This is a genomic window from Dokdonella sp. (genome assembly GCF_051958935.1).
GTDB lineage: Bacteria > Pseudomonadota > Gammaproteobacteria > Xanthomonadales > Rhodanobacteraceae > Dokdonella_A.
Genome location: NZ_JBQCFP010000002.1, coordinates 40041 through 62201 on the forward strand (window position 1 = coordinate 40041; position 22161 = coordinate 62201).

The 22161-nt window shown below is 70.1% G+C and carries 13 protein-coding genes and 1 pseudogene; 6 read left to right on the forward strand and 8 right to left on the reverse strand.

Features of this window, described 5'->3' with window-relative positions:
* Positions 1 to 43: 43 nt before the first annotated feature.
* Positions 44 to 1210, forward strand: coding sequence for a glycosyltransferase (locus tag ACTHK2_RS00300; RefSeq protein WP_440243511.1), 1167 nt, complete (start codon positions 44 to 46; stop codon positions 1208 to 1210).
* Positions 1207 to 2175: an NAD-dependent epimerase/dehydratase family protein gene (locus ACTHK2_RS00305; protein ID WP_440243513.1), complete on the forward strand. Its 969-nt coding sequence runs from the start codon at positions 1207 to 1209 to the stop codon at positions 2173 to 2175. Before ACTHK2_RS00300 ends, ACTHK2_RS00305 begins: the two co-directional genes overlap by 4 nt.
* Here ACTHK2_RS00305 and ACTHK2_RS00310 read toward each other — a convergent pair.
* The 5 genes from ACTHK2_RS00310 to ACTHK2_RS00330 all read right to left on the reverse strand — a co-directional run bounded on the left by ACTHK2_RS00310 (position 2166) and on the right by ACTHK2_RS00330 (position 10774).
* On the reverse strand, positions 2166 to 3665 hold the full coding sequence (locus tag ACTHK2_RS00310; protein ID WP_440243515.1) for an FG-GAP repeat domain-containing protein: 1500 nt from the start codon (positions 3663 to 3665) through the stop codon (positions 2166 to 2168). The genes ACTHK2_RS00305 and ACTHK2_RS00310 overlap by 10 nt on opposite strands.
* Before the next feature lie 78 nt (positions 3666 to 3743).
* Positions 3744 to 4385: a proprotein convertase P-domain-containing protein gene (locus tag ACTHK2_RS00315; protein ID WP_440243517.1), complete on the reverse strand. Its 642-nt coding sequence runs from the start codon at positions 4383 to 4385 to the stop codon at positions 3744 to 3746.
* Positions 4386 to 4403: 18 nt separating this feature from the next.
* Positions 4404 to 5747 (reverse strand): hypothetical protein, encoded by a 1344-nt coding sequence (locus ACTHK2_RS00320; RefSeq protein ID WP_440243519.1) that lies wholly within the window; start codon positions 5745 to 5747, stop codon positions 4404 to 4406.
* A gap of 31 nt (positions 5748 to 5778) precedes the next feature.
* On the reverse strand, positions 5779 to 7047 hold the full coding sequence (locus tag ACTHK2_RS00325) for a hypothetical protein (RefSeq protein WP_440243521.1): 1269 nt from the start codon (positions 7045 to 7047) through the stop codon (positions 5779 to 5781).
* A gap of 181 nt (positions 7048 to 7228) precedes the next feature.
* Complete coding sequence (locus ACTHK2_RS00330; protein WP_440243523.1) at positions 7229 to 10774, reverse strand: indolepyruvate ferredoxin oxidoreductase family protein; 3546 nt, start codon at positions 10772 to 10774, stop codon at positions 7229 to 7231.
* 152 nt (positions 10775 to 10926) lie between these two features.
* Here ACTHK2_RS00330 and ACTHK2_RS00335 point away from each other — a divergent pair, with 152 nt between their 5' ends.
* Positions 10927 to 11697, forward strand: coding sequence for an MBL fold metallo-hydrolase (locus ACTHK2_RS00335; protein WP_440243526.1), 771 nt, complete (start codon positions 10927 to 10929; stop codon positions 11695 to 11697).
* 3 nt (positions 11698 to 11700) lie between these two features.
* Here ACTHK2_RS00335 and ACTHK2_RS00340 read toward each other — a convergent pair whose 3' ends face one another.
* Together ACTHK2_RS00340 and ACTHK2_RS00345 are read right to left on the reverse strand one after the other, a co-directional pair.
* Positions 11701 to 12915 carry a sterol desaturase family protein gene (locus ACTHK2_RS00340; RefSeq protein WP_440243528.1) on the reverse strand — a complete coding sequence of 405 codons (1215 nt, stop codon included), beginning with the start codon at positions 12913 to 12915 and terminating at the stop codon, positions 11701 to 11703.
* A gap of 79 nt (positions 12916 to 12994) precedes the next feature.
* Positions 12995 to 14698: an LTA synthase family protein gene (locus tag ACTHK2_RS00345; RefSeq protein ID WP_440243530.1), complete on the reverse strand. Its 1704-nt coding sequence runs from the start codon at positions 14696 to 14698 to the stop codon at positions 12995 to 12997.
* A 198-nt stretch (positions 14699 to 14896) separates the two neighbouring features.
* Here ACTHK2_RS00345 and ACTHK2_RS00350 point away from each other — a divergent pair.
* Positions 14897 to 16212, forward strand: a pseudogene (locus ACTHK2_RS00350) (NupC/NupG family nucleoside CNT transporter).
* 14 nt (positions 16213 to 16226) lie between these two features.
* Positions 16227 to 17213 carry a ribokinase gene (locus ACTHK2_RS00355; protein WP_440243532.1) on the forward strand — a complete coding sequence of 329 codons (987 nt, stop codon included), beginning with the start codon at positions 16227 to 16229 and terminating at the stop codon, positions 17211 to 17213.
* A 548-nt stretch (positions 17214 to 17761) separates the two neighbouring features.
* Here ACTHK2_RS00355 and ACTHK2_RS00360 read toward each other — a convergent pair.
* Positions 17762 to 18418, reverse strand: coding sequence for a DedA family protein (locus ACTHK2_RS00360; protein ID WP_440243534.1), 657 nt, complete (start codon positions 18416 to 18418; stop codon positions 17762 to 17764).
* Positions 18419 to 18546: 128 nt separating this feature from the next.
* Between ACTHK2_RS00360 and ACTHK2_RS00365 the strand changes: the two genes are divergently transcribed.
* Positions 18547 to 22056, forward strand: coding sequence for a hybrid sensor histidine kinase/response regulator (locus tag ACTHK2_RS00365; RefSeq protein ID WP_440243536.1), 3510 nt, complete (start codon positions 18547 to 18549; stop codon positions 22054 to 22056).
* Positions 22057 to 22161: the final 105 nt, after the last annotated feature.

Consider the following 22161-nt stretch of genomic DNA (forward strand, 5'->3'; position numbering starts at 1 on the left):
CACACTAGCGTGCCGCGAGGCGCCGCGACGCGAGTTGTGCCGGGTGCGAATCCTGATCGTTGCCACCAAGTCTCCCCATCCGGCGTGCGACGGTGGCCGCCTGGCTCTCTGGCACATGCTGTGCGGCCTCGCCGGGGCGGGCCATGAACTCGCGGTCGTCGCACCCGCTGGCGAACCGGATCATAACCGAAAGGCCGCGCACGACGGCTCGCTGCCCTATCGCGCGCGCGCGGTCAGGATGTCGCCGCGCGGCGTGTTCGGCGCCGCCGCGCTGGCGCTCGCCTCCGGCGGTTCGCTCGGCGTCGCGCGCCATGCATCGCACGCGATGCGCAACGCCGTGGCCGACGAGATCGCGCGCTGGCGGCCGCACGTCGTCCATGCCGAGCAGTTGCACGCGTTTGCGAACTGCGAGGCGGCCATGGATGCGGGAGTTCCGCTCGTGTTGCGGATGCAGAACGTCGAATCCGCATTGCGTGCGCAGCAGGCGCGCTTGCGCCCGGGCGCGCGTCTTGCACTCGGCATCGAAGCGGCGCGCCTGCATGCGGACGAAGGCGCGGCGCTCGCGCGCGCCGTGCGCACGATCGCGCTGACCGAAGAGGATGCCGACGCATTGCGCGCGGCGCATCCCGCGGCGACGGTGGTGGCAGTCGCACCGGCGTTTGCGCCATCGCTGCAACCCGCGCCACCGCTCGCGGGCGAGCCCGCGATCGCGCTCGCCGGCAGCGGTGGCTGGTGGCCGAATGCCGATGGCGAGCGCTGGATGCTGCGGCAGGCGTGGCCGCAGGTCGCAGCGCGCCTGCCGGGCGCGGTGTTGCATCGCTTCGGTGGCGCAACCGGAGATTGCGCGCGCACGTGCCGCCACCCGGCCCCGGCCGATTCGCGCGACGCGTTTCCCGAACGCGCGATCGCCGCAGTGCCGTTGCGCGCGGCCTCGGGCATCCGCATGCGCATCCTCGAGGCGTGGGCACGCGGGCTGCCCGGGGTCGCGACGCCTGCGGCCGCGCGCGGGCTCGCCGTCACCGACGGTCACGAACTGCTCGTCGCCGGGTCGGCGGTGGATTTTGCCGAGGCGATCGCACGCGTCCACCACGATCGCGTGCTGCGCGACGCGCTCGTCGGGGGCGGTCGCGAATACCTGCGCCGGCATCACGCCGGCGCCCGGCAGACGCGCGCGCTGCTCGCGGTGTACGAAGAAGCGTGCGGCCGATGACGCGCGTGCTCGTCGTCGGCGGCAGCGGATTCATCGGCTCGCGGCTCGCCAGCCGCCTGCTCGAGCTCGGCCACGAGGTCGCCCTGTTCGACAAGGCGCCGAGCATGCTGCACGCGCCGCGCCTCGTGCGCGGTGACGTGCGCGATGCCGCCGCGCTGGCGGACGCCGTGCAGGGCTTCGACTGCATCGTCGCGCTCGCGGCCGAGCATCGCGACGACGTGCGGCCGGAGTCGCTCTACCACGACGTCAACGTCGGCGGCGCCGCGAACCTCGTGCGCGCGGCGGCGATCGCCGGCGTGCGGCGCATCGTCTTCGTCAGCAGCGTCGCGGTGTATGGCCTCGACCAGCCGCTCGCGGACGAAGCCGCGCCGCTGCGACCGGCGGGCGCGTACGGCCACAGCAAGGTGCTCGCCGAACGGATACACGAGGAGTGGGCCGACGCCGGGCCGCAACGCTCGCTGCTCGTGCTGCGTCCCGTCGTCGTGTTCGGCGAAGGCAATCGCGGCAACGTGCATACGCTTGCCGAACAGTTGCGCCGTGGCCGCTTCGCGATGGTCGGCAGCGGCCGCAATCACAAGGCGATCGCCTACGTCGGCAACCTGGTCGAGTTCATCGCGCGCCATCTCGAGGGCCCACCGGGACGGCGCGTGCTGAACTACGCCGACCCGCCCGACTTCCGCAGCGGTGATCTGGTGGCGCGATTGTGTGAGCTGCTCGGGCGGCCGCCGCCGTCGTGGCGGCTGCCGTACGCGGCCGCGCACGCGGCCGCCCATGCCTGCGACGCCGTCGCGTGGTGCCTGCGCCGGCCGCTGCCGATCAGCGTCGCGCGCGTGCGCAAGTTCTGCGCGCGTACCCAGGTGTCGATCGCCGCGCTGGAAGCCACCGGCTTCGAGCGCCCGCTATCGCTCGACGAAGGCCTCGCCCGGATGGTCGCGGCGATGCGCGCCGAGGCCGATCAGTCCTGACGCGCGGCGTCGACGACCTGCCAGGCGTCGATGCCGCCGCCTGAGACGCAGTCGCGGCGGAACTGCAGCGCGTTCGGCTCGCCGGCGAACGCGGCGACGATCTCGTCGCGTCCATCACCGTCGAGATCGCGCAGGTGCAATGCGTGGCCGCTGCAGCCGGCGCGCCAGGCCGGCGCGGGTTCGACGTGATCGCGCGTGTAGGCGCCCGCCGGCGTGGCTGCGAACAGCAGCAGGCTGCCGTCGCTGCCCAGTGCGGCGAGGTCGAACGCGCGCGCGGAGGCGAGATGGCCGAATGCGAGCGCGCCGATCGTGAGCGCGGGCTCGACCAGCAACGGCTCGCGCAGGTAGCGCTCGCCACTGCGCCGGAAAAGGTCGATGGCCGACTGCCAGCCTTGCGCGGTGCGGATTACGTAGGCAACGGCGATGGCGTGCTTGCCGTCCCCCGCAGGATCGGCCGCGGCACTCGCGCGCACGATCGCACCGGCCGGCAGGCCGTCGAGTTCGCGCGAGACGCCACGGCCGGCGGCGAATTCGTAAGCGCGGATTCGACCGTCCGGTGCCGCCCCGACGACGATCGCGAGGTCCTTGCGTTCGCCGGCGAGCGTCGCCAGCGAAGCGTTGCCGCGCGGCACGTCGTTCGCCGGCAGGACTGCGCGCGTCCAGGAGCCCCGTTTGCCGGTGAACACCGAGACCGCGGCGGGCGAGCCGCCTCGGCCGAGCAGCCGTTCGTCGACCGTGATGAGATCGGGCCGGCCGTCGCGATTCCAGTCGAACGCACTTATCTCGTGGGTCGAATAGCGCGCCGGCGTCTTCGAACCGGGTAGGCCGAGCGGCAGGTTGCGGTCGTAGCGTTCGAAGCGCCCCTTGCCGTCGCCGGTGAGGACCGCGATGCCGCGCAGGTGCATTCCGAGGGCGAGGTCGGCGCGACCGTCGCCATTGAAGTCGGCGACGACCGCCGCACCGTAGTCGTACGGCAGCGACGGGAATCGCGCGTCGTCCCAGCGCGTCCAGGTGCCGTGGCCGTCGCCGCGCAGGATCACCGGCTTGGCAAGCGTCTTGCGCGCGGGCGCGAACGCGATGTCGACGTGGCCGTCGCCGTCGACATCGGCGAGCGCGAAGTCGTCGCGCCATTGGCCCGCGTGGGGCAGGCCGCGGCCCGCGTCGCGCAACGCGAATCGCCGCGACGATGGGAGCCCGATCTGCTTCAGCACGGGGAGCGCCATCGCCGCACGCTTCTGTGCGCCTGCGACGTACTGCTTGACGTAGAACCAGTCGGCGTCCTCGCCGGCGAGTTCGTAGCGCGCGAACGGAAAATAACGCACCGTGTGCGCGTCGATCCTCTCGTACTTCGCACCGGCCTTGGCGATACGCTCGACGCGATAGGCACGTCCATCGGGCTCGTGCAGCACCTCGCCCGACTGCGCGGCGCGCGCCGGCGACTCTTCGGCGCGGATGCCGGTGACGGCGACGACGCCAGCCAGCGTCAGCAACAGCAGCGCGGTCCTCGCCCGTACGCGCGGTTCGCCGCGCGTACGGCTCAGTGCGGGACCGTCACGCACCGGGTTGCTTCAGCGCGCGGCCCGCTTGCCGCGCAAGGCGCGGTAGGCGACGAGCGCGAGCAGCGCAGCGATTGCGGCGAGCGTCTGCCACGGCAGCGGCGTCGGCACGACGACGGCCGGGACGGGCGCGCAGCTCACGTCGACGCTCCAGTCGTCGAGGGCGCCGTCGCCGCTGTTCGACGTATCGGTGACCGTCAGCGTCCAGGTGCCTTCCGGGGACGTCGCGAGCAGCGGCGCCAGCGGTGCCGCGGGCGCGACGGTTCCGAGCACGCTCGGGATGCGCGCCGAGCAGATCGGTGCCGCGCCGCCGTCAGTGAAGGTCGCATCGATGTCGCTGCCGCGACACTCGCCGGAGACGCCCTGGATGTTCGAGAGCAGCGCGACATTCCCGCCGCCCGGACTCTGCAGCGTGATCGCGAGATCACCGACAGCGCCATGCGTGACCTGCAGCGCGACGCTCAGCACGGGTTCGGAATTCGGGCACGAGACGGCCGGTACGTCGAGCGTCGAAACCAGCGCGGCCTGCGGCGCGTCGGGGATGCGCGCGGGGCAGTTCGTGCCCCCCGAGCCGACGCATGCGATCGGCGCGGCGCTGGCGGAGCCGATCGCGGCGAGGAGGAGCAATCCCGTCCAGAGGCTGTTGGGCTTCATGTGTGAGCGTCCGGAAGATCAGGGAAGGATGTCGCGAACGACGCCGTACGACGCCGGAGGGATGTTCGCGCACATGGCCGGCTGCGGATTGGCGCCGAAGCACTGTGCCTGCGGAGCGGTCATCAACAGGGACCCTGGGAAAGCCGTCGCGTTGCGCGCACCCAGGCGCAGGATGCGCGAGGACACGTAGCCCTGGCGCACGGTGCCGTCGGCGAGGCCGAGGTCGAAGCGCACGATGCCGAACGTGTACGGCGACAACGCCTCGCCATCGACGAGTTGGGTCGCGTACGGAATGAGGTTGTTCGCCGCGGGAGTGAGGTTCTCCTCCTCGTCGAACGCGACCACCTCGCGCGTCGTCAGCGGGAAGGGTGGGGGCAACGCACCACCGCAGGCGAACGGCGAGACGGCCTGGCCCGGATCGCGCCAGACGACGAACTTCGTCTGGAAATTGAAAACAGCGCCTTCCATGCTGCGCGCCGTCCACACGGTGCCGAGCGCTTCCCGGCCGTCGTCCGGGGTATTGCCGATCTGGCTGCCGTAGAAGGTCTGGATGCCGGGCGTCGAGGTGGTCGGATCGTTGAACGACGCCTCGACCGGTACGAGGTTCTCGGTGTAGACGGTCTGGAAATTGCGGTTGATCGTCGTCGACGTCCCGTAGAGGACGTTCTGCATCGTCGCGTCCCCGCTGAAGCCGGGCGCGAAATAGCCCGGATCCGACGGATAGCGCATCGTGCAGTTGTTGACGGTGTCGATCGTCATGTAGCCGCGCGCGATGTTGTCGCCGTGCGCGACCGCTCCGCACTGCCCGCTCCACAGCGTCGACGCCTGGCCGGTATGCGCCGCTCGGATCGCGGCGACCGTGCCTACGTCCCAGGTCGTGTTCGCGGGCAGCACGCCCGAGCTGGTCGGCGGCAGGCCCGGCGGCGGCAGGACGCCGCCGCTGCAGCTGGCGAAGTTGATGTCCTGCGACAGCGGACCTTGCGGCGAGATGAGATCGGTCGGGTCCTGGCCCGCGGACGCGGTCTGCGGAACGATGCCCTTGAACAGCAGGCGCAGGTCGATGTCGACCGAATCGTAACCGACGAGGTACGTGTCGAACTGCAGCGTCGGAACGCCGAGGTCGGTGTACAACGTCGAATGCAGCAGCATTGCGGTCGCGCTCGCGTTGCTGATGCGCACCGTCGTCTGCGTGCCGTTCGGGTCGCCCAGATCGGTTTCGAAATACGGCAGCAGCAGCGTCGCCGCGGGCGCGCCGTCGACGGTTCCGACCACGGCGCGCGTCGATGGCGACCAGAGGAACGCCATGGCCGCGAAACAGGCGGCGAGCCAGCGCGTGCAACCGATCAGTGCGGATTTCGACATGTCCTTCCCCTTGCCGCTCGGCACGGTCGATTCAGTTGTGCGGAATGAAGTGCTGCGCGTTCAGGGCCTTGTCGAGCGGCACGGCGCGATGGCCCGATGCCACCGGCTGCTCGCCCAGTTGCGCGCGCGCGACGCCGACGTAGCTTTGCGCCGCCGCCGGATCGCTCGGCGGATTGCTGCCTGCCGGGACGCTCGTGTTGAGGTTGGCGAAGAACTGACCGAGCTTGCCGCTGACCGGGCCGAGCACCGACGCTGGTGCAAGCTGCGCCGCATTCGCGAGCGGCGTGCCCGCGCCCGCGCCGCCGTAGGACGAGTCCGGCGAGAAGGTGGCGAAACCTTCCTGCCCGAGCGGGTAGTAGGCGGGGTCGGCGCCGCACGCATGCGGCTGCCCATTGGTCTTGGTATCGCGCCAGACGATCAGCGACGATGTATCGAGCTCGCCCTGCGAAACCCAGGTCGTCGGCAGCGGCTCGCGCCGGTCGCCGGCGTTCCAGCCATTGTAGCGGCCGTAGAACGTGTAGTTGCCGGGCGTGGTGATCGGCGAGGGGTCGTTCGAGTACGTGCTCTCGAGCGACAGCGCACTGTCGACGAACCACTCGCTCGTCGCGGGCGTCGCGATGATGAACGAGCCCAGTAGCGAGTTCTGGGCGGTGAGCGCGGCGAACGGCACGTCGGCGTAGCCGGCGTCACCCGGCTTGAGGTCACTGCAGAAACTGACGAGGTCGGTCGTCACGTAGCCGCGCGCGCGGCCGTCGCCGACGTTGCGGCCCCAGCACATGCCGGCGGCGATGCCGCTCGTCGGGGCGCCGGTGAGCGCATTGCGCAGGTCCGCCGGCGTCATTCCCGCCGGCGCGGGGATCGTGCCCGGCGCGTACGGCAGGCGGCCAGTGCAGCTCGCGAAATTGATGTCCTGCGAATACGGTCCCTGCGGGCTGATCGTATCGGCCGGGTCCTGGCCGTCCGATGCGGTCAACGGCAACGTACCGTTGAGGACGTCGCGCATGCTGAAGCTGATGATGTCGTAGCCGGTCAGGTAGATGTCGAAGATCGCGCTCGCGACGCCTTCGTCGGACCAGACGATCGTGTGCGCGAGCATCGCGGTCGCGCTCGCGTTCTGGAGCGTGAGCACGGTGTCGCGCCCGGCCGGGTCGCCGAGGTCCACTTCGAAATACGGGAACAGCAGGGTCGAGCCCGGCGTGTCGTCGAGCGCGCCGATCGCCGCGCGCGAGGTCTGCGGCACGAGGAATGCGGCACAGACCGCGAGGATCGCGAGCACAAAGCCGTAGCGGAACGACGACATGATTCCTCCTGTTCGCAGGCCCGATGGCCTGCGTCTTCCGCGAGTGCATCCGGTCGGACGTGCGGAACCCCGGTTTCGAAGTCTGTCGGGCGCGCACAGCGATGTCAACGCGAGTCGTCGCGTGAAGATCGATCCGCGCGCGCCGCGCGGCGGTGCGCGCCACCGCCGCGGGTGATTTCCCTCACGCCGCGGCGCGCGAACCCGAGGGATTGCGCCACGCCGCGAGCAGGTCGTCCTGGCGCTTCATCGCCGCCGCATGCTGGCGTTCCTTCACGTGGCCGTAGCCGCGGATGAGTTCGGGCACCGAGGCGATGTCGACCGCGAGCGCAAGGTTGTCGGGCGTGAGGCCGGCGAGCAGTTCATCGACGGTCCTGCGATAGTCGGCGATCAGGCGGCGCTCCATGCGCCGCTCGGCGGTGTAGCCGAACACGTCCAACGCGCTGCCGCGCAAGCCGCGCAGCTTCGCCAGCAGGCGGAACGCGGAGAACACCCACGGACCGTACTCCGCCTTGCGCAGCCGGCCCTCGGCATCCTTCTTCGCGAACAACGGCGGCGCGAGGTTGAAGTGCAGCTTGTAGTCGCCGTCGAACGTGTCCTTGATGCGCTGCTCGAACTCGCCGCTCGTGTACAGCCGCGCGACTTCGTATTCGTCCTTGTACGCCATGAGCTTGAACGCGTAGCGCGCGACCGCTTCGGTCAGCTTCGTCGAACCCGGCGCCTTCGCCTGCTCGGCCGCGCGCACCTTGTCGACCAGCGCCTTGTACGCCGTGGCGTACGCGGCGTTCTGGTAGCCGGTGAGGAACTTCACGCGGCGCGCGACCTGCTCGTCGAGGCTCGTGCTCAGCGCGTGGTCATCGAGCGGGTCGGCGGCGACGCCGCGCGCCGGCAGCGCGAGCGGGATCGCACCGGACGTGCGGTGCGGCGCGATCCCGGCGGCCTCGCGCACGCTCGCGATGTCGTGCGCGGCCATGCGGCCCCACGCGAACGCGGACTTGTTCATCTCGATCGCGGCGCCGTTGAGCTCGATCGCGCGCATCAGTGCATCGTGCGAGAGCGGCACCCAGCCTTTCTGCCAGGCGTAGCCGAGCATGAACAGGTTCGCCGCGATCGTGTCGCCGAGCAGCGCGGTCGCGAGTTCGGTCGCATCGACGACCTCGGGCGAGTCGCCGCCGAGCGCGGTGCGCACCGCATCGATGATCGCCTGCGCCGGGAACTGCATGTCCGGCTTGGTCGTGAACGTGCCCGGCATCGCCTCGTAGCTGTTCAGCACGACGCGCGCGCGGCCCGCGCGGATCTTCGACAGCGCCCAGTAGTCGTTGACGACGACCATGTCGCAGCCGAGCACGAGGTCGGCTTCGCCCGCGGCGATGCGCACCGCGTGGATGTCGGCCGGCGTCTTCGCGATGCGCAGGTGGCAGGTCACCGCGCCGCCTTTCTGCGCGAGTCCGGTCTGGTCGAGCACGGTGCCGCCCTTGCCTTCGAGGTGCGCGGCCATGCCGATCAGCGCGCCGATCGTGACGACGCCGGTGCCGCCGATGCCGGTGACGAGGATGTTCCATGGCTGCGCGAGGTCGGTCGCGAACGCCGGCACGGGCAGGTTGGAGAAATCGACCGCGCCCTTGCCCTTCTTCTTCTTCAGGCCGCCGCCGACGACCGAGACGAAGCTCGGGCAGAAACCCTTGACGCAGGAGAAGTCCTTGTTGCAGTTGCTCTGGTCGATCTCGCGCTTGCGCCCGTACTCGGTTTCCTTCGGCAGCACCGACACGCAGAACGACTTCTCGCCGCAGTCGCCGCAGCCTTCGCAGACGAGCGAGTTGATGAAGATGCGCTTGTTCGGGTCGATCATCTTGCCGCGCTTGCGGCGGCGGCGCTTCTCGGTCGCGCAGGTCTGGTCGTAGATGAGCACCGACACGCCCGGCACTTCGCGCAGGCGCTTCTGCACCGCATCGAGCTCGTCGCGGTGAATGAACTCGACGCCGGCGGGGAAGATCTCCGGGCGGCTCCACTTCGCGATGTCGTCGGACATCACGATGATCGTCTGCACGCCCTCGCTGCGCACCTGGTGCGCGATGTCGGGCACGGTCAGCGTGCCGTCGACGGGCTGGCCGCCGGTCATCGCGACCGCGTCGTTGTAGAGGATCTTGTAGGTGATGTTGACCTTCGCGGCGATCGACTGGCGGATCGCGAGCGAGCCGGAATGGAAATACGTGCCGTCACCGAGGTTCTGGAACACGTGCTTGGTTTCGGTGAACGGCGCCTGGCCGCACCAGGTCACGCCCTCGCCGCCCATCTGCGTGAACGTGTCGGTGCGCCGGTCCATCCAGGTGACCATGTAGTGGCAGCCGATGCCGGCGAGCGCGCGCGAGCCTTCCGGCACCGCGGTCGAGGTGTTGTGCGGGCAGCCCGAGCAGTAGTGCGCGGCACGCGGGAAGTTCGCGCGCGGCAAGGTCAGTTCCTTCTCCTTCGCCTCGATCCACGCGACGCGCGAGGTCATCGCCTCGCTGGTGAAGAAGCGCGACAGGCGCCTGGCGATCACCAGCGCGATCATCGCCGGCGTCAGTTCGTTGGTCGAGGGGAGGATCCAGTTCCCTTCCTCGTCGTACTTGCCGACGATGTGCGGGCGCGCGTCCCAGTTGAACATGTATTCCTTCATCTGCGACTCGATGAAGGAACGCTTCTCCTCGACCACGATGACGTCCTCGAGGCCGCGCGCGAATTCGCGGATGCCGATCGGTTCGAGCGGCCAGGTCATGCCGACCTTGTAGACGCGGATGCCGATGTCACGCGCCATCTCCGCGCTGATGCCGAGGTATTCGAGCGCCTGCAGCACGTCGAGATAGCTCTTGCCGGTGGTGACGATGCCGAGGCGAGCGTTCGGCGAATCGAGCACCACCTTGTCGATGCGGTTGGCGCGCGCGAACGCCTGCGAGGCCTGCACCGCGTACTGGTGCAGGCGCATCTCCTGGTTCAGCGGCGGATCCGGCCAGCGGATGTTGAGGCCGCCCGCGGGCAGCGCGAAATCCTCCGGCAGCACGATGTCGAGCTGGTGCGGATTGACGTTGACCGAGGCCGACGACTCGACCGTCTCGGCGATCGTCTTGAAGCCGACCCAGCGCCCGGTGAAACGCGACATCGCCCAGCCGAGCAGGCCCATGTCGAGGATGTCCTGCACGCCGGCGGGGTTCAGCACCGGCATCATCGCCGAGACGAACTCGAGTTCGCTGCCATGCGGCAGCGTCGACGAACGGCAGGCGTGGTCGTCGGCCGCGAGCGCGAGCACGCCGCCGAACCTCGAGGTGCCGGCCGCGTTGCCGTGCTTGAACACGTCGCCGCAACGGTCGACGCCAGGACCCTTGCCGTACCACATCGCGAACACGCCGTCGTACTTCGCGCCGGGGAAAAGGTTCGCCTGCTGCGTGCCCCACACCATCGTCGCGCCGAGATCCTCGTTGAGGCCGGGCGTGAACTCGATGTTGGACGCGGCGAGATGCTTCTTCGCCTTCCACAACTCCAGGTCGAAGCCGCCGAGCGGCGAACCGCGGTAGCCCGAGATGAAGCCGGCCGTGTTCTGCCCCGCGGCGCGGTCGCGCATCTGCTGCATCAGCGGCAGGCGCACCAGCGCCTGCACGCCGGAAAGATAGATGCGGCCTTCGGTGCGCGTGTACTTGTGTTCGAGCGTGTACTCGCGATCGAGCACGGGCGCGATCTGCGTGGCGGGGACGGACATGGCGGCTACCGGCGAAGGGGGCTGGACAAGAGCGGGATTGTAGCATCCGGCCGCCACCGGACGTTCCGCGTCGGCGCCGCCAGTTGATCCAGATCACCGGGCGCTCCCTGCCGCGGTCGCACACTGCGCGGATCCTCCACGCTCGTTTCCACATGGCGACCGAACTCTTCCGCAACGACGACCACCTCTGCATCGCATTCACCGATCTCGTGCGCGGCGACGACGGCGTGCAGGCCAACCAGTTCCTCGTCCTCGACCATGGCCAATCGGCGCTGATCGACCCCGGCGGCGCCCTGCTCTACACCCCGCTCAACATGGCGCTGACGCAATACGTGCAGCCGCGCGAGCTGACCTGGATCCTCGCCTCGCACCAGGACCCCGACATCATCGGCTCGGTCGACAGCTGGATGCTCTACACGCCGGCACGCGTGGTCTGCTCGCGCCTGTGGGGGCGCTTCATCCCCCACAGCGTTCCGCATTACCAGAAGAACGCGGGCAGCGACCGCTACCTGCTGCTCCCCGACGACGGCGCGCCGATTCCGCTCGGTTGCAACCACTTGCAGGCCGTGCCCGCGCATTTCCTGCACAGCGTCGGCAACTTCCAGTTCTACGACCCGGTCAGCCGCATCCTCTTCAGCGGCGACCTCGGCGCGTCGATGGTCGACGCGGACACGCCGTACGCGCCGGTCGCGGACTTCGACGCCCACGTGCCGCGCATGGCCGCGTTCCACCGTCGCTACATGGCGTCCAATCGCGCCTGCCGCTGGTGGGCGCGGCGCGCGCGCCGGCTCGACATCGAGATGATCGTGCCACAACACGGCCTGCCGATCCGCGGCAAGGAAAACGTCACGCGCTTCATCGACTGGATCGAACGGCTCGCCTGCGGCGTCGACCTGCTCGAGGAGCACGTCGACGCGTTCTGACGATCACCCCTTCGGAGTCGCGCGGAAGGGGAACGCCTGCTGCGCGCGCCAGCCGTCCGGCATGTAGTCGCCGACGACGCCGTATCGGGCCGGCAGCGGCTTGTGCGCGGGCACCTTCACCGCGGTGCCGAACAGGTGGTCGAGGAACGAATAGTGCGCGGCGTAGTTGCGGTCGATCGCCTCGTCGTCGGACGAGTGGTGCCAGTGGTGGAAGTCCGGCGTCACGATCAGGTACTTGAGCGGGCCCCACGGCAGGTGCACGTTGGCGTGGTTGAGCACGGCCTGGAAGCCCACCACGATGATGTAGGTGTTGATCACCGCTTCGCTGAAACCGAGCACGAACAGCGGCGCGAGCACGCACACGCGCGTGAAGACGATCTCGGCGACGTGCTGGCGCGAGCCGGCGAGCCAGTCCATCGTCTTCGCGCTGTGGTGCACCGCGTGGAATTTCCATAGGAACGGGATCTCGTGGTACGCGCGATGCGTCCAGTACTGCGCGAGGTCGGCGACGAGGATGCACAGGAGCAGTTGCGGCACGAACCAGATGCGTTGCACCGCGAGCTGGAAGTCGTGGCTGACGAGCCAGGCGAAGCCGTGGTGGATCGTGAAGTTCACGGTCAGGAGGACCAGGCCGACGAGGAAATGATTGACCGCGAAATGCTTGAGGTCGGTCTGCCATTCCGGCCGGAACACGGTCTGCTCCTTGTACAGCGGGAACAGCTTCTCGATCGCGACGAACACGAGCGTGGAGCCGAGCAGGTCGAGGATGAACCAGTCGAGGCCGATGTACGGCGTGTGGTCGGGGAAGTCGCCGACCGGCACGCGCGAGCCGCCGAGCGCGACCGCGGCGATCACGCCGGCGAACGCGACGAGGTTGACGTTGCGGCGGATGCCGAGCACGAGGTTCGCCAGCGCGAGGCCGCCGGCGACGAGCAGCGCGATTAGCAGCAACTGGCGCAGCACGTCGACCGAGTACTGGTGGCGCAGCTCCGGCGTGGTCAGGTACTCGGGGAAATGGAACGCGAGCACGCCGAGCAGGCAGAGCACACCGAGCGCGAGCGCGACGATCGTCGCGATCGTGCCCTGGCCGAACTTCAGCGCGCCGCTGCCGGCGAGGAAGCGCGCGGTGTCGTCGACCGTCGCGCGCGCGACCTCGACGTGCGCATCGACCGCGTCGCGCAACACGTACGGCGTCCGGCTCACCGACGGATTCGACATGATTTCCCCTTCCCCAGGCGGCCCGGCCGGCCGCGCAACGCGCGCATTCTAGCGCCGGCGCGGCCGTGCGCGCCGCGCCTCAGGGCGCTTCGCCGCGCTGGCGCAGCTGCATCGCCGGCCCCAGCGTGTAGTCCTCGAGCGGCGTCCAGTTCGGCCCCGGCCGGTCGAGCCGGCGCGCCGACTCGAGCGCGCCGAACCAGTCATCCTCGATGCCCGCGGTGGAAAGCAGCAGCGCGGGCAGGTAGAACGACGCGGTCACTTCACTGGCCGGCGCCGCCGCCGGTTGCGCGCTGTCGAACAGCAGCCATGGCACCGGCTGCTGCGCGCCGCTGCCATCGTCGTCGAATCCGGCGCCTGCGTAGACGCGCGGCAAGGCCGGCAGGTGGTCGCCGTAGAACAGCAACAGGGTGCGGCGCGAGCGCTGTTTCAGCGCATCGGCGAGGCGACCGAGCGCACGGTCGGCCCGTGCGAGATGGAAGAGGTAGCCGCGCAGGCGCTCGCCCGTGACGCCGCCCGCGCCCGGCGGGAGCGGCTGGGCCGCGATCTCGCCGGGATCGGCGTTCGGGAACCCCTCGTAAGGGCCGTGGTTTTCCATGCTGATCGCGAACACGAAGGCGGGAGCACCGGCGGCGGCGTCGAGGCGCTGCAGCACATGGTCGACGAGCGCGTCGTCGCCGATGTACCAGCCGACGCGCGCGGCATCGCCGAAGGTTTCCTGGCCGTCGAATTCGGCGAATCCCAGGTGCGCCAGCGCGGACGCGCGGTTCCAGAAGTCGCGCTCGTGCGGATGCACCGCGATCGTCCGGTAACCGTGCGCGGCGAGCACGCTCGCGATGCTCGGCACGGCGGTCGCGGTGAGCCGGAAATATGGATATTGCACGTCCGGGAAGTAGCGCATCGCGATGCCCGTGAGTACTTCGAACTCGGTCCGGATCGTGCCGCCACCGTAGGTCGGCACCCACAGGTCGCCATGACGCGATTCGGCGGCGATGCGGCGATATTCGGGCAGTACCTGCGCGGGCTCGATCCCGCGCAGGCGCGCGGCGTCGAAGAACGATTCGCTCTGCAGGACGACGATGTCGGGCAATGCCGACGGCGCCGGCGCGGTGACGACCGGCGCGGCGTGTTCCTGCATGAAGTGCCGCGCGAGCGCGCGGTCGGGCTCGGGCAGCACGAACGTCGTCCGCCAGGCGTACCTCAGCAGCGTCGCCGGCAAGCCGCCGCTGCCGGCAGATGCGGCCGGCGACCACTCGTGCCAGTCGTCCTGCGCGGCGGCGTAAACGCGCGACCACGGCGTCGCACCGGCCAGCAGGCTCGCGCCGAGTGCGAGCGTGCCGCCGCCGAGCAGCGCGCGGCGCCATCCGCGCAGCCGGCTCCAGGCAGGTTCCCAGCGCAGCAGCGCGGCGACCCCGAGCACGCAGGCGAATGCGACGCCGATCGCCGCCGCCGGCAGGTAGTGCAGCAGCAGCTGGCCGCCGTCACCGAGGTGGCCGAGCAGGACCAAATCCGCGGGCAGCACCGGCGTATCGAGCAGGTCGAGCTTGATCGCGTTGGCGAAATAGAGCAGGTAGAGCGGCAGCAGGCTCAAGCCGAGCGAGAGCACGGGCCGTCGCGTGAGGGCGAGCAGCAGCAAGGCGAGCACGACCGCGGGCAACGCGTTCGCGGCGATCGCGCCGTAGGGCACGGCGGCCGCTTCGTCGGCGAAGGCCGGGTCCAGCCAGCCGACGAGCACCCCGCCGCCGAGCAGCGCGAGCAGCGCGAAAACGACCAGGGCGGGTGGCAAGCCGATCCGCGGCGTCGGATGGTCTGTCGAAAAAACGCGTGACCGGCTCATTTCGTCGCGTGCACTCCCGGCGTTCACCGCAGCGCAGCATCGTCACTGCACCGGACAGCATACACGCGAGCCGCCTTGCGTGGCCCGCGAAGGCTGCTCTACGCTCGCCGGATCGCCCGCGCCTCGCGGGCCGGGGGATCTTCACCGATGATGCTGGCCTTGGGGCATGTCGCGTTCGGGCTGTTCGGCCTCGCCGTACTGGTCGGCATCGCGTTCGCGTTCTCGAACAACAAGCGCGCGGTCGACTGGCGCCTCGTGCTCACCGGCGTGGCGCTGCAGATCGCGTTCGCCGCGATCGTGCTGAAGCTGCCGCTCGGCCGCGACGTGTTCAATGCGATCGCCACCGGCTTCGTGCGCCTGCTCGACTTCGTCCGCGTCGGCTCCGAGTTCATCTTTGGCAGCTTCATGGACATCTCGAAGTTCGGCTTCGTGTTCGCGGTGCAGGTGCTGCCGACGATCATCTTCTTCGCTTCGCTGACCGGCGTGCTTTACCACCTCGGCATCATGCAGAAGATCGTCAAGGGCATGGCCTGGGTCATCACCAAGGTCATGAACGTGTCGGGCGCCGAGACGACCAGCGTGTGCGCGAGCGTGTTCATCGGCCAGACCGAGGCGCCGCTGACGATCAAGCCCTACATCGAGCGCATGACCCAGTCCGAACTCATGACCGTGATGATCGGCGGCATGCGCACATCGCCGGAAGCGTGATGGCCGCGTACGTCGGCCTCCTCGGCGGCGACGACCCGGTGCAGAAGCAGTTCTTCGCCAAGCACCTCTTGACCGCGAGCATCATGGCCGCGCCGGCGACGCTGATGCTCGCAAAGATCCTCGTGCCCGAGACCGAAGAGCCGCTCACGCGCGGCACGATCAAGCTCGACGTCGAGAGGACCACCGCCAACGTCATCGACGCCGCGGCCACGGGTGCCGCCGACGGCCTTCGCCTCGCCCTCAACGTCGGCGCGATGCTGCTCGCCTTCATCGCGCTGATCGCGCTCATCAATGGGCCGATCCAATGGCTCGGCGCGCACGCATGGGGCGGCGATGCCGGCTCTTCGATCAACGCGTGGCTGAGCGCGAGCGCAGGCCACCCGGTGGAACTGTCGCTGCAGACGATCTTCGGCTGGGTGCTCGCGCCGATCGCCTGGTTGATCGGCGTGCCGTGGCACGACGCATCGCTGGTCGGCAGCTTCATCGGCGAAAAGGTCGTGATCAACGAGTTCGTCGCCTACGTCGACATGTCCAAGCACATTGCGCAGCTGTCGAAGGAAAGCCAGCTCATCGCGACGTACGCGTTGTGCGGCTTCGCGAACTTCTCTTCGATCGCGATCCAGATCGGCGGCATCGGCGGGCTCGCGCCGAACCGGCGCGCCGACCTCGCGCGCTTCGGCCTGCGCGCGGTGCTCGGCGGCTCGCTCGCCACGTTCATGACCGCGACGATCGCGGGCGTGCTCGAGCAGCTCTGAGCGCGGGATCGACGATGGCGCCGCCGCTCGCGCTGGTCGTCGGCAGCTACAACCACGACTACGCGTGGCGCGTCGAGCGTGCGCCGCGGGCCGGCGAGACCTTGCGCGGCGACGCTTTCCACAGCGCGCCCGGCGGCAAGGGCTTCAACCAGGCGGTCGCGTGCGCGCGCCAGGGGGCGCCCACCGCGTTCGTCGCCGCGATCGGCACTGACGCCGCCGGCGATGGCGCACGCCGTCTCGCCGCGGCCGAAGGCATCGACGCGCACTGGCAGGCCTGCCCCGAAGCCGCCACCGGCAGCGCCTGCATCGTGGTCGAGGCGCACGGCCAGAACCGCATCATCGTCGCGCTCGGCGCCAACGAACGCCTCGACCCCGCATTCGTGCGCGAGCGCGAGGCGCTGTTCGCGGCGGCCGGCGTGCTGCTCGTGCAACTGGAGAACGGCATCGAAGCGACGCGCGCCGCGCTCGACCTCGCGCAGGCGCACGGCGTGCTGCGCGTGCTCAACCCCGCGCCCGTGCACGACGCCCTCGACGCCGGCCTGCTCGCGCGTTGCGACATCGTGACGCCGAACGAAAGCGAGTTCGCGCTGCTGCTCGAGCGTGCGGGCGGTGCGCGCGTCGACGCCGACACGCTCGCCGCGCGCGACGACGCCGAATTGCATCGGCTCGCGCGCGGACTCGGCGTGGCGAGCGTGGTCGTCACGCTCGCTGCACACGGCTGCTTCGTTTCGCACGCGGATGCGGGCAGGCACGGCGATGTGCAGGCGTACTATCGCGTCGACGCCGAGCGCGTGAACGTCGTCGACACCACCGGCGCCGGCGCCGGGTTTGCCGGGGCTCTGGTCGCGGCGCTGCTGCGCCGCGGCGACCGTCCGCTGCGTGACGCGGTCGTGCACGCGAACCGCTGCGCCGCGCTCTCGACCGAACGCCGCGGCGCCGCCGAGGCGATGCCGCGCGCAGCCGACGTCGAGCTCCGCTTCGGCTCTGGATCGCGCGCGTAGCCCGGTCGAGAACGTAGGGCGGGTCGAGTGCGCAGCGCGAGTCCCGCCGCATCATCGCGACACCGCGGCGAACATGCGGCGGCACGCGCTTCGCGCGTACCGCCCTACGGAGGTTGCCGAGCACGCGTAGGGCGGGTCGAGCGCGCAGCGCGAGTCCCGCCGCATCATCGCGATACCGCGGCGAACAGGCGGCGGCACGCGCTTCGCGCGTACCGCCCTACGGAGAATGCCGACGCGTAGGGCGGGTCGAGCGCGCAGCGCGAGTCCCGCCGCATCATCGCGATACCGCGGCGAACAGGCGGCGGCACGCGCTTCGCGCGTACCGCCCTACGGAGAATGCCGAGCACGCGTAGGGCGGGTCGAGCGCGCAGCGCGAGTCCCGCCGCATCATCGCGACACCGCGGCGAACATGCGGCGGCACGCGCTCCGCGCGTACGGCCCTACGGAGAATGCCGAGCACGCGTAGGGCGGGTCGAGCGCGCAGCGCGAGTCCCGCCGCATCATCGCGACACCGCGGCGAACATGCGGCGGAGAATGCCGCGCACGCCTCAGGGCCGCGTCCGCTCCGCGCGGCGTTCGCGGTGGGCGTGCAGGCGGCGCAGTCGCTCGCGGCCGCGGCGCCAGGCCCACACGGTGGCGAAGGCGACGAGCACGATGAGCACGGCCGCCACGACGCCCTGGCCGCGGTGCAGCTGCGCGAGCACCCACTCGCGATGCTCGGCGCCGAGGGAGCCGAGCCATATCCAGAACGGCACCGAGATCAGCGCGGCGAGGCCATCGAGCGCGATGAAGCGCAGGAACGACACCCGATGACTCATGCCCGCGGTGAGGAATACCGCGGTGCGCAGCCCGGGCAGGAAGCGCGCGACGAACATGAGACGGTTGCCGTAGCGCGTGAACTTCGCCTTTACCTGCGCATGCCGGCGCGGCGTGAGCAGGTGGGCGACCCAGCGCACGCGCAGCGCGCGCACGCCGAACGTGCGGCCGACGAGGAACACGAACGAATCGCCGACCAGCACGCCGGCGAGCCCGACCGCGCACATCACGCGCACGTCGGCATGGCCGAGGCCGGCGATGATGCCGCCGGCGACGAGCGACAGGTCCTCGGGGATCGGCACGCCGAGGCCGCTGATCAGCAGCACCGCGAACACGGCGAAATAGCCGTGCTGGATGAACAAGCCGATCAACTGGTCGAGGAACGCCATTTCGGGCCCGGAGGAACAGGGGCGCCCATTTTACGGTGCCGCCGTGCGCGGCGTCGCGCCGGTCGTATGATCGGCGTGCCGGCGCGCAGCGCATGCGATGACGAGAAGATGCTTTCCGAGGACCCCGGATGATCCCACGATGGATCCTGCTGCTCGCTTCGGTGCTGTACGTCGGCGCGCTGTTCGGCGTCGCCTACTACGGCGACCGCCGCCCGCTTTACCCCACGCGCGCGTGGCTGCGGCCGATCGTCTACAGCCTCGCACTCGCGGTGTACTGCTCGTCGTGGACGTTCTACGGCGCGGTCGGCACCGCCGCACGCGACGGCCTCGCCTACCTGCCGATCTACCTCGGTCCGATCCTGCTGTTCGTCGCCGGATTCGGCCTGTTCGAACGCCTCGTCGCGGTGGCGAAGGAACGCCGCATCACCTCGATCGCCGATTTCATCGGCTCGCGCTTCGGCAAATCGCATGCGCTCGGCGCGCTCGTCACGCTGATCGCGGTGACCGCGGTCGTACCCTACCTCGCGCTGCAGCTCAAGGCGGTCGGCATGAGCTTCACCGTGCTCGCCGGAGGCAGCGGCCACGCCGAGTCGCCGTTCGGTGACACGGCGCTGTACATCGCGTTGATCCTCGCCGCGTTCGCGATCCTGTTCGGCACGCGCGGCATCGATGCGAGCGAACACCACCACGGCATGATGCTCGCGATCGCCGTCGAATCGCTGGTCAAACTGCTCGCATTCGTCGCGGTCGGCGTGTACGCGCTCGGCAGCAGCCGCGACCTCGACGTGTTCGCGCAGCCGTTCGAGGCGGCGCTGGCGAACGGCCTGCCGACCGGCTTCGTCGCGCAGACCGTGCTCGCCTTCACCGCGATCTTCTGCCTGCCACGCCAGTTCCAGGTCGGCGTGGTCGAGTGCGAGGATCCGTCCGACGTGCGCCGCGCGCGCTGGCTGTTCCCGGTGTACCTCGCGGTGATCTGCCTGTTCGCACTGCCGATCGTGCATGCGGGCGCGGTCGCCGCGCACGGCCATGCGATCGCGCCGGACGCCTACGTGCTGTGGCTGCCGCTCGCCAACGGCGACCGCCTGCTCGCGATCTTCGCCTACATCGGCGGCTACTCGGCCGCGACCGGCATGGTCATCGTCGCCTCGGTCGCGCTCGCGACGATGATCAGCAACGACCTCGTCATGCCCCTGCTGCTGCGCATCCGCGCGCTGCGGCTGGAACAACGCGGGGACCTCTCCGGCATCGTCCTCGGCGTGCGCCGCGTGGCCATCGTCGTGCTCGTGCTGCTCGCGTTCGCCTACTACCGCGCCAGCACGCAGAGCCAGAACCTCGCCGCGATCGGCCTGCTGTCGTTCGCCGCGGTCGCGCAGTTCGCGCCAGCGATCGTGAGCGGCCTGTACTGGCGCAGCGCGAGCCGGCTCGGCGTCATCTGCGGCCTCGTCGCCGGCTTCCTCGTGTGGGCCTACACGCTGCTGCTGCCGACGCTCGCGAGCGCGGGCTGGCTGTCGACGCAGTGGATCCAGCGCGGCCCGTTCGAGATCGGTTGGCTGCGCCCGCACGCGCTGTTCAACCTGCAGGGCTGGGAGCCGGTCACGCACGGCGCGTTCTGGTCGCTGCTGTTCAACGTCGCACTGCTCGTGTTCGTCTCGCTGCGCCTGCGCCCGGGCGTCGACGAACGGCTGCGCGCGGCGGCGTTCCTCGATCCGGATTTCGCCCGGCCTTCGGGCACGGGCGAGTGGCGCGGGCGCGTGCGCGTCGGCGAGCTGCGCGCGATCGCCGAGCGCATCGTCGGCGAGCGCAATGCGGAGCGGGCGTTCGCGAGCTACGCCCAGGCCGAGCAGGTACCGCTCGCCAACGACGCGTATGCAGACCGCGCGCTGCTGCAGCACACCGAGCGCCTGCTCGCGAGCGCGGTCGGCGCCGCGACCGCGCGGCGCATGCTCACCACCGCATTGCGCGGCACCGGCCTCGACCTCACCGAAGCGGTCGCGATGCTCGACGAGACCTCGCAGGAGCTGCGCTTCAACCGCGAGCTCATGGCGGTCACGTTCGAGAACATGATGCAGGGCATCAGCGTGGTCGACGCGAACCTGCGCATCGTCGCCTGGAACCGCCGCTACCTCGACTTCTTCGACTACCCGGAGGGCTACGTCTACGTCGGCCGCCCGGTCGCCGACCTGATCCGCCACAACGCCGAGCGCGGCCTGCTCGGCGCGGGCGACGTCGACGCACAGGTGTGCAAGCGCATCGCGCACCTGCGCCGCGCGCGGCCGCACATCTGGCTGCGCACGCGCGCCGACGGCCGCGTGATCGAGACGCGCGGCGAACCGTTGCCGGGCGGCGGCTACCTCACGACGTTCAACGACGTGACCGCGTACAAGCACGCCGAGCAGGCGCTGATCGAAGCGAACGAAACGCTGGAGCAGCGCGTCGAGCAGCGCACGCACGAATTGTCCGAGGCACTCGCCGCGCAGGAACAGGCCAAGCGCCTGGCCGAGTCGGCGAACCTGTCGAAGACGCGCTTCCTCGCCGCGGCGAGCCACGACCTGCTGCAGCCGCTCAACGCCGCGCGCCTGTTCACCTCGGCACTGCGCCAGCAGCCGCAGCTCGACGCCGAGTCGGCGCGCCTCGCCGAGCGCATCGACACCGCGTTCAAGGCCGCGGAAGAGCTGCTCGACGCGCTGCTCGAGGCGTCACGCCTGGACGCGGGCAAGTATCGCGCCGAGGTCGGCACGGTCGCGCTCGCCGACGTGATCGAACCGCTGCGCCACCAGTTCGGCGTGCAGGCGAGCGCGCGCGCGATCCGCCTGCGCTTCGCGCCGACGCGCGCATGGGTGCGCACCGATCCGCAGTTGCTGAGGCGCATCCTCCAGAACTTCCTCGCCAATGCGCTGCGCTACACGCGCAGCGGCAGCGTGCTGCTCGGCGTGCGCCGCGCGGGGCCCGACGCCTGGCGCATCGAAGTGCGCGATTCGGGGCCGGGCATCTCGGCCGAACAGCAACACGCGATCTTCGACGAGTTCCATCGCGGGACGCAGGTGTCGCCCTGGGGTGAAAAGGGCCTCGGCCTCGGCCTTTCGATCTGCGACCGCATGGCGCGCCTGCTCGGCCACCGCCTCGACCTGCGCTCGCGCCTCGGCCACGGCAGCGTGTTCTCGGTCACGGTGGAGCGCGCGCGGCCGGTCGCCACGGAGAACAACGCAGCCCCCGCGCGCGCACGCGCGATCGGCCTCGCCGCGGACCTGCGCGTGCTCTGCATCGACAATGATGCGGCGATCCTCGACGGCATGGCGACCCTGCTCGCGCAGTGGGGCGTCACCAGCGACCTCGCCGGCGACATCGCGAGCGCGGTGGAAGCCGCACAGCGCCATCGCCCCGACCTCATCCTCGCCGACTACCATCTCGACGCCGGGGAAAACGGCATCGACGCGCTCGCCCGCGTGCGCGCCGCATGCACTCCGCCGCCACCGGGCGCACTGATCACCGCCGACCACGGCACCGAACTGCACGCACAGGCGCGCGAAGCCGGCCACGTCGTGCTGCACAAACCCGTGCGCCCCGCCGCGCTCCGCGCGCTCATCGCCCAACTCGGCCGGCGCGCCCAACGCGCCCGCAACCCGGCCACGGAAGCCTGAGGAGCGACCGAACGCGCAGGGCAAAAGCCTGAAACACGAAGGATATTGAAGAGAGACGCAAAGGGGAAAGATCGAAACACGGAGCACACGGAGAGGAAGCCGATC

Bases quoted from the DNA above. Each gene is read 5' to 3' on its own strand.
- ACTHK2_RS00305 (WP_440243513.1), top strand. From the start codon at position 1,207: ATGACGCGCGTGCTCGTCGTCGGCGGCAGCGGATTCATCGGCTCGCGG.
- ACTHK2_RS00315 (WP_440243517.1), bottom strand. From the start codon at position 4,385: ATGAAGCCCAACAGCCTCTGGACGGGATTGCTCCTCCTCGCCGCGATC.
- ACTHK2_RS00320 (WP_440243519.1), bottom strand. From the start codon at position 5,747: ATGTCGAAATCCGCACTGATCGGTTGCACGCGCTGGCTCGCCGCCTGT.
- ACTHK2_RS00325 (WP_440243521.1), bottom strand. From the start codon at position 7,047: ATGTCGTCGTTCCGCTACGGCTTTGTGCTCGCGATCCTCGCGGTCTGT.
- ACTHK2_RS00330 (WP_440243523.1), bottom strand. From the start codon at position 10,774: ATGTCCGTCCCCGCCACGCAGATCGCGCCCGTGCTCGATCGCGAGTAC.
- ACTHK2_RS00335 (WP_440243526.1), top strand. From the start codon at position 10,927: ATGGCGACCGAACTCTTCCGCAACGACGACCACCTCTGCATCGCATTC.
- ACTHK2_RS00340 (WP_440243528.1), bottom strand. From the start codon at position 12,915: ATGTCGAATCCGTCGGTGAGCCGGACGCCGTACGTGTTGCGCGACGCG.
- ACTHK2_RS00355 (WP_440243532.1), top strand. From the start codon at position 16,227: ATGGCGCCGCCGCTCGCGCTGGTCGTCGGCAGCTACAACCACGACTAC.
- ACTHK2_RS00360 (WP_440243534.1), bottom strand. From the start codon at position 18,418: ATGGCGTTCCTCGACCAGTTGATCGGCTTGTTCATCCAGCACGGCTAT.
- ACTHK2_RS00365 (WP_440243536.1), top strand. From the start codon at position 18,547: ATGATCCCACGATGGATCCTGCTGCTCGCTTCGGTGCTGTACGTCGGC.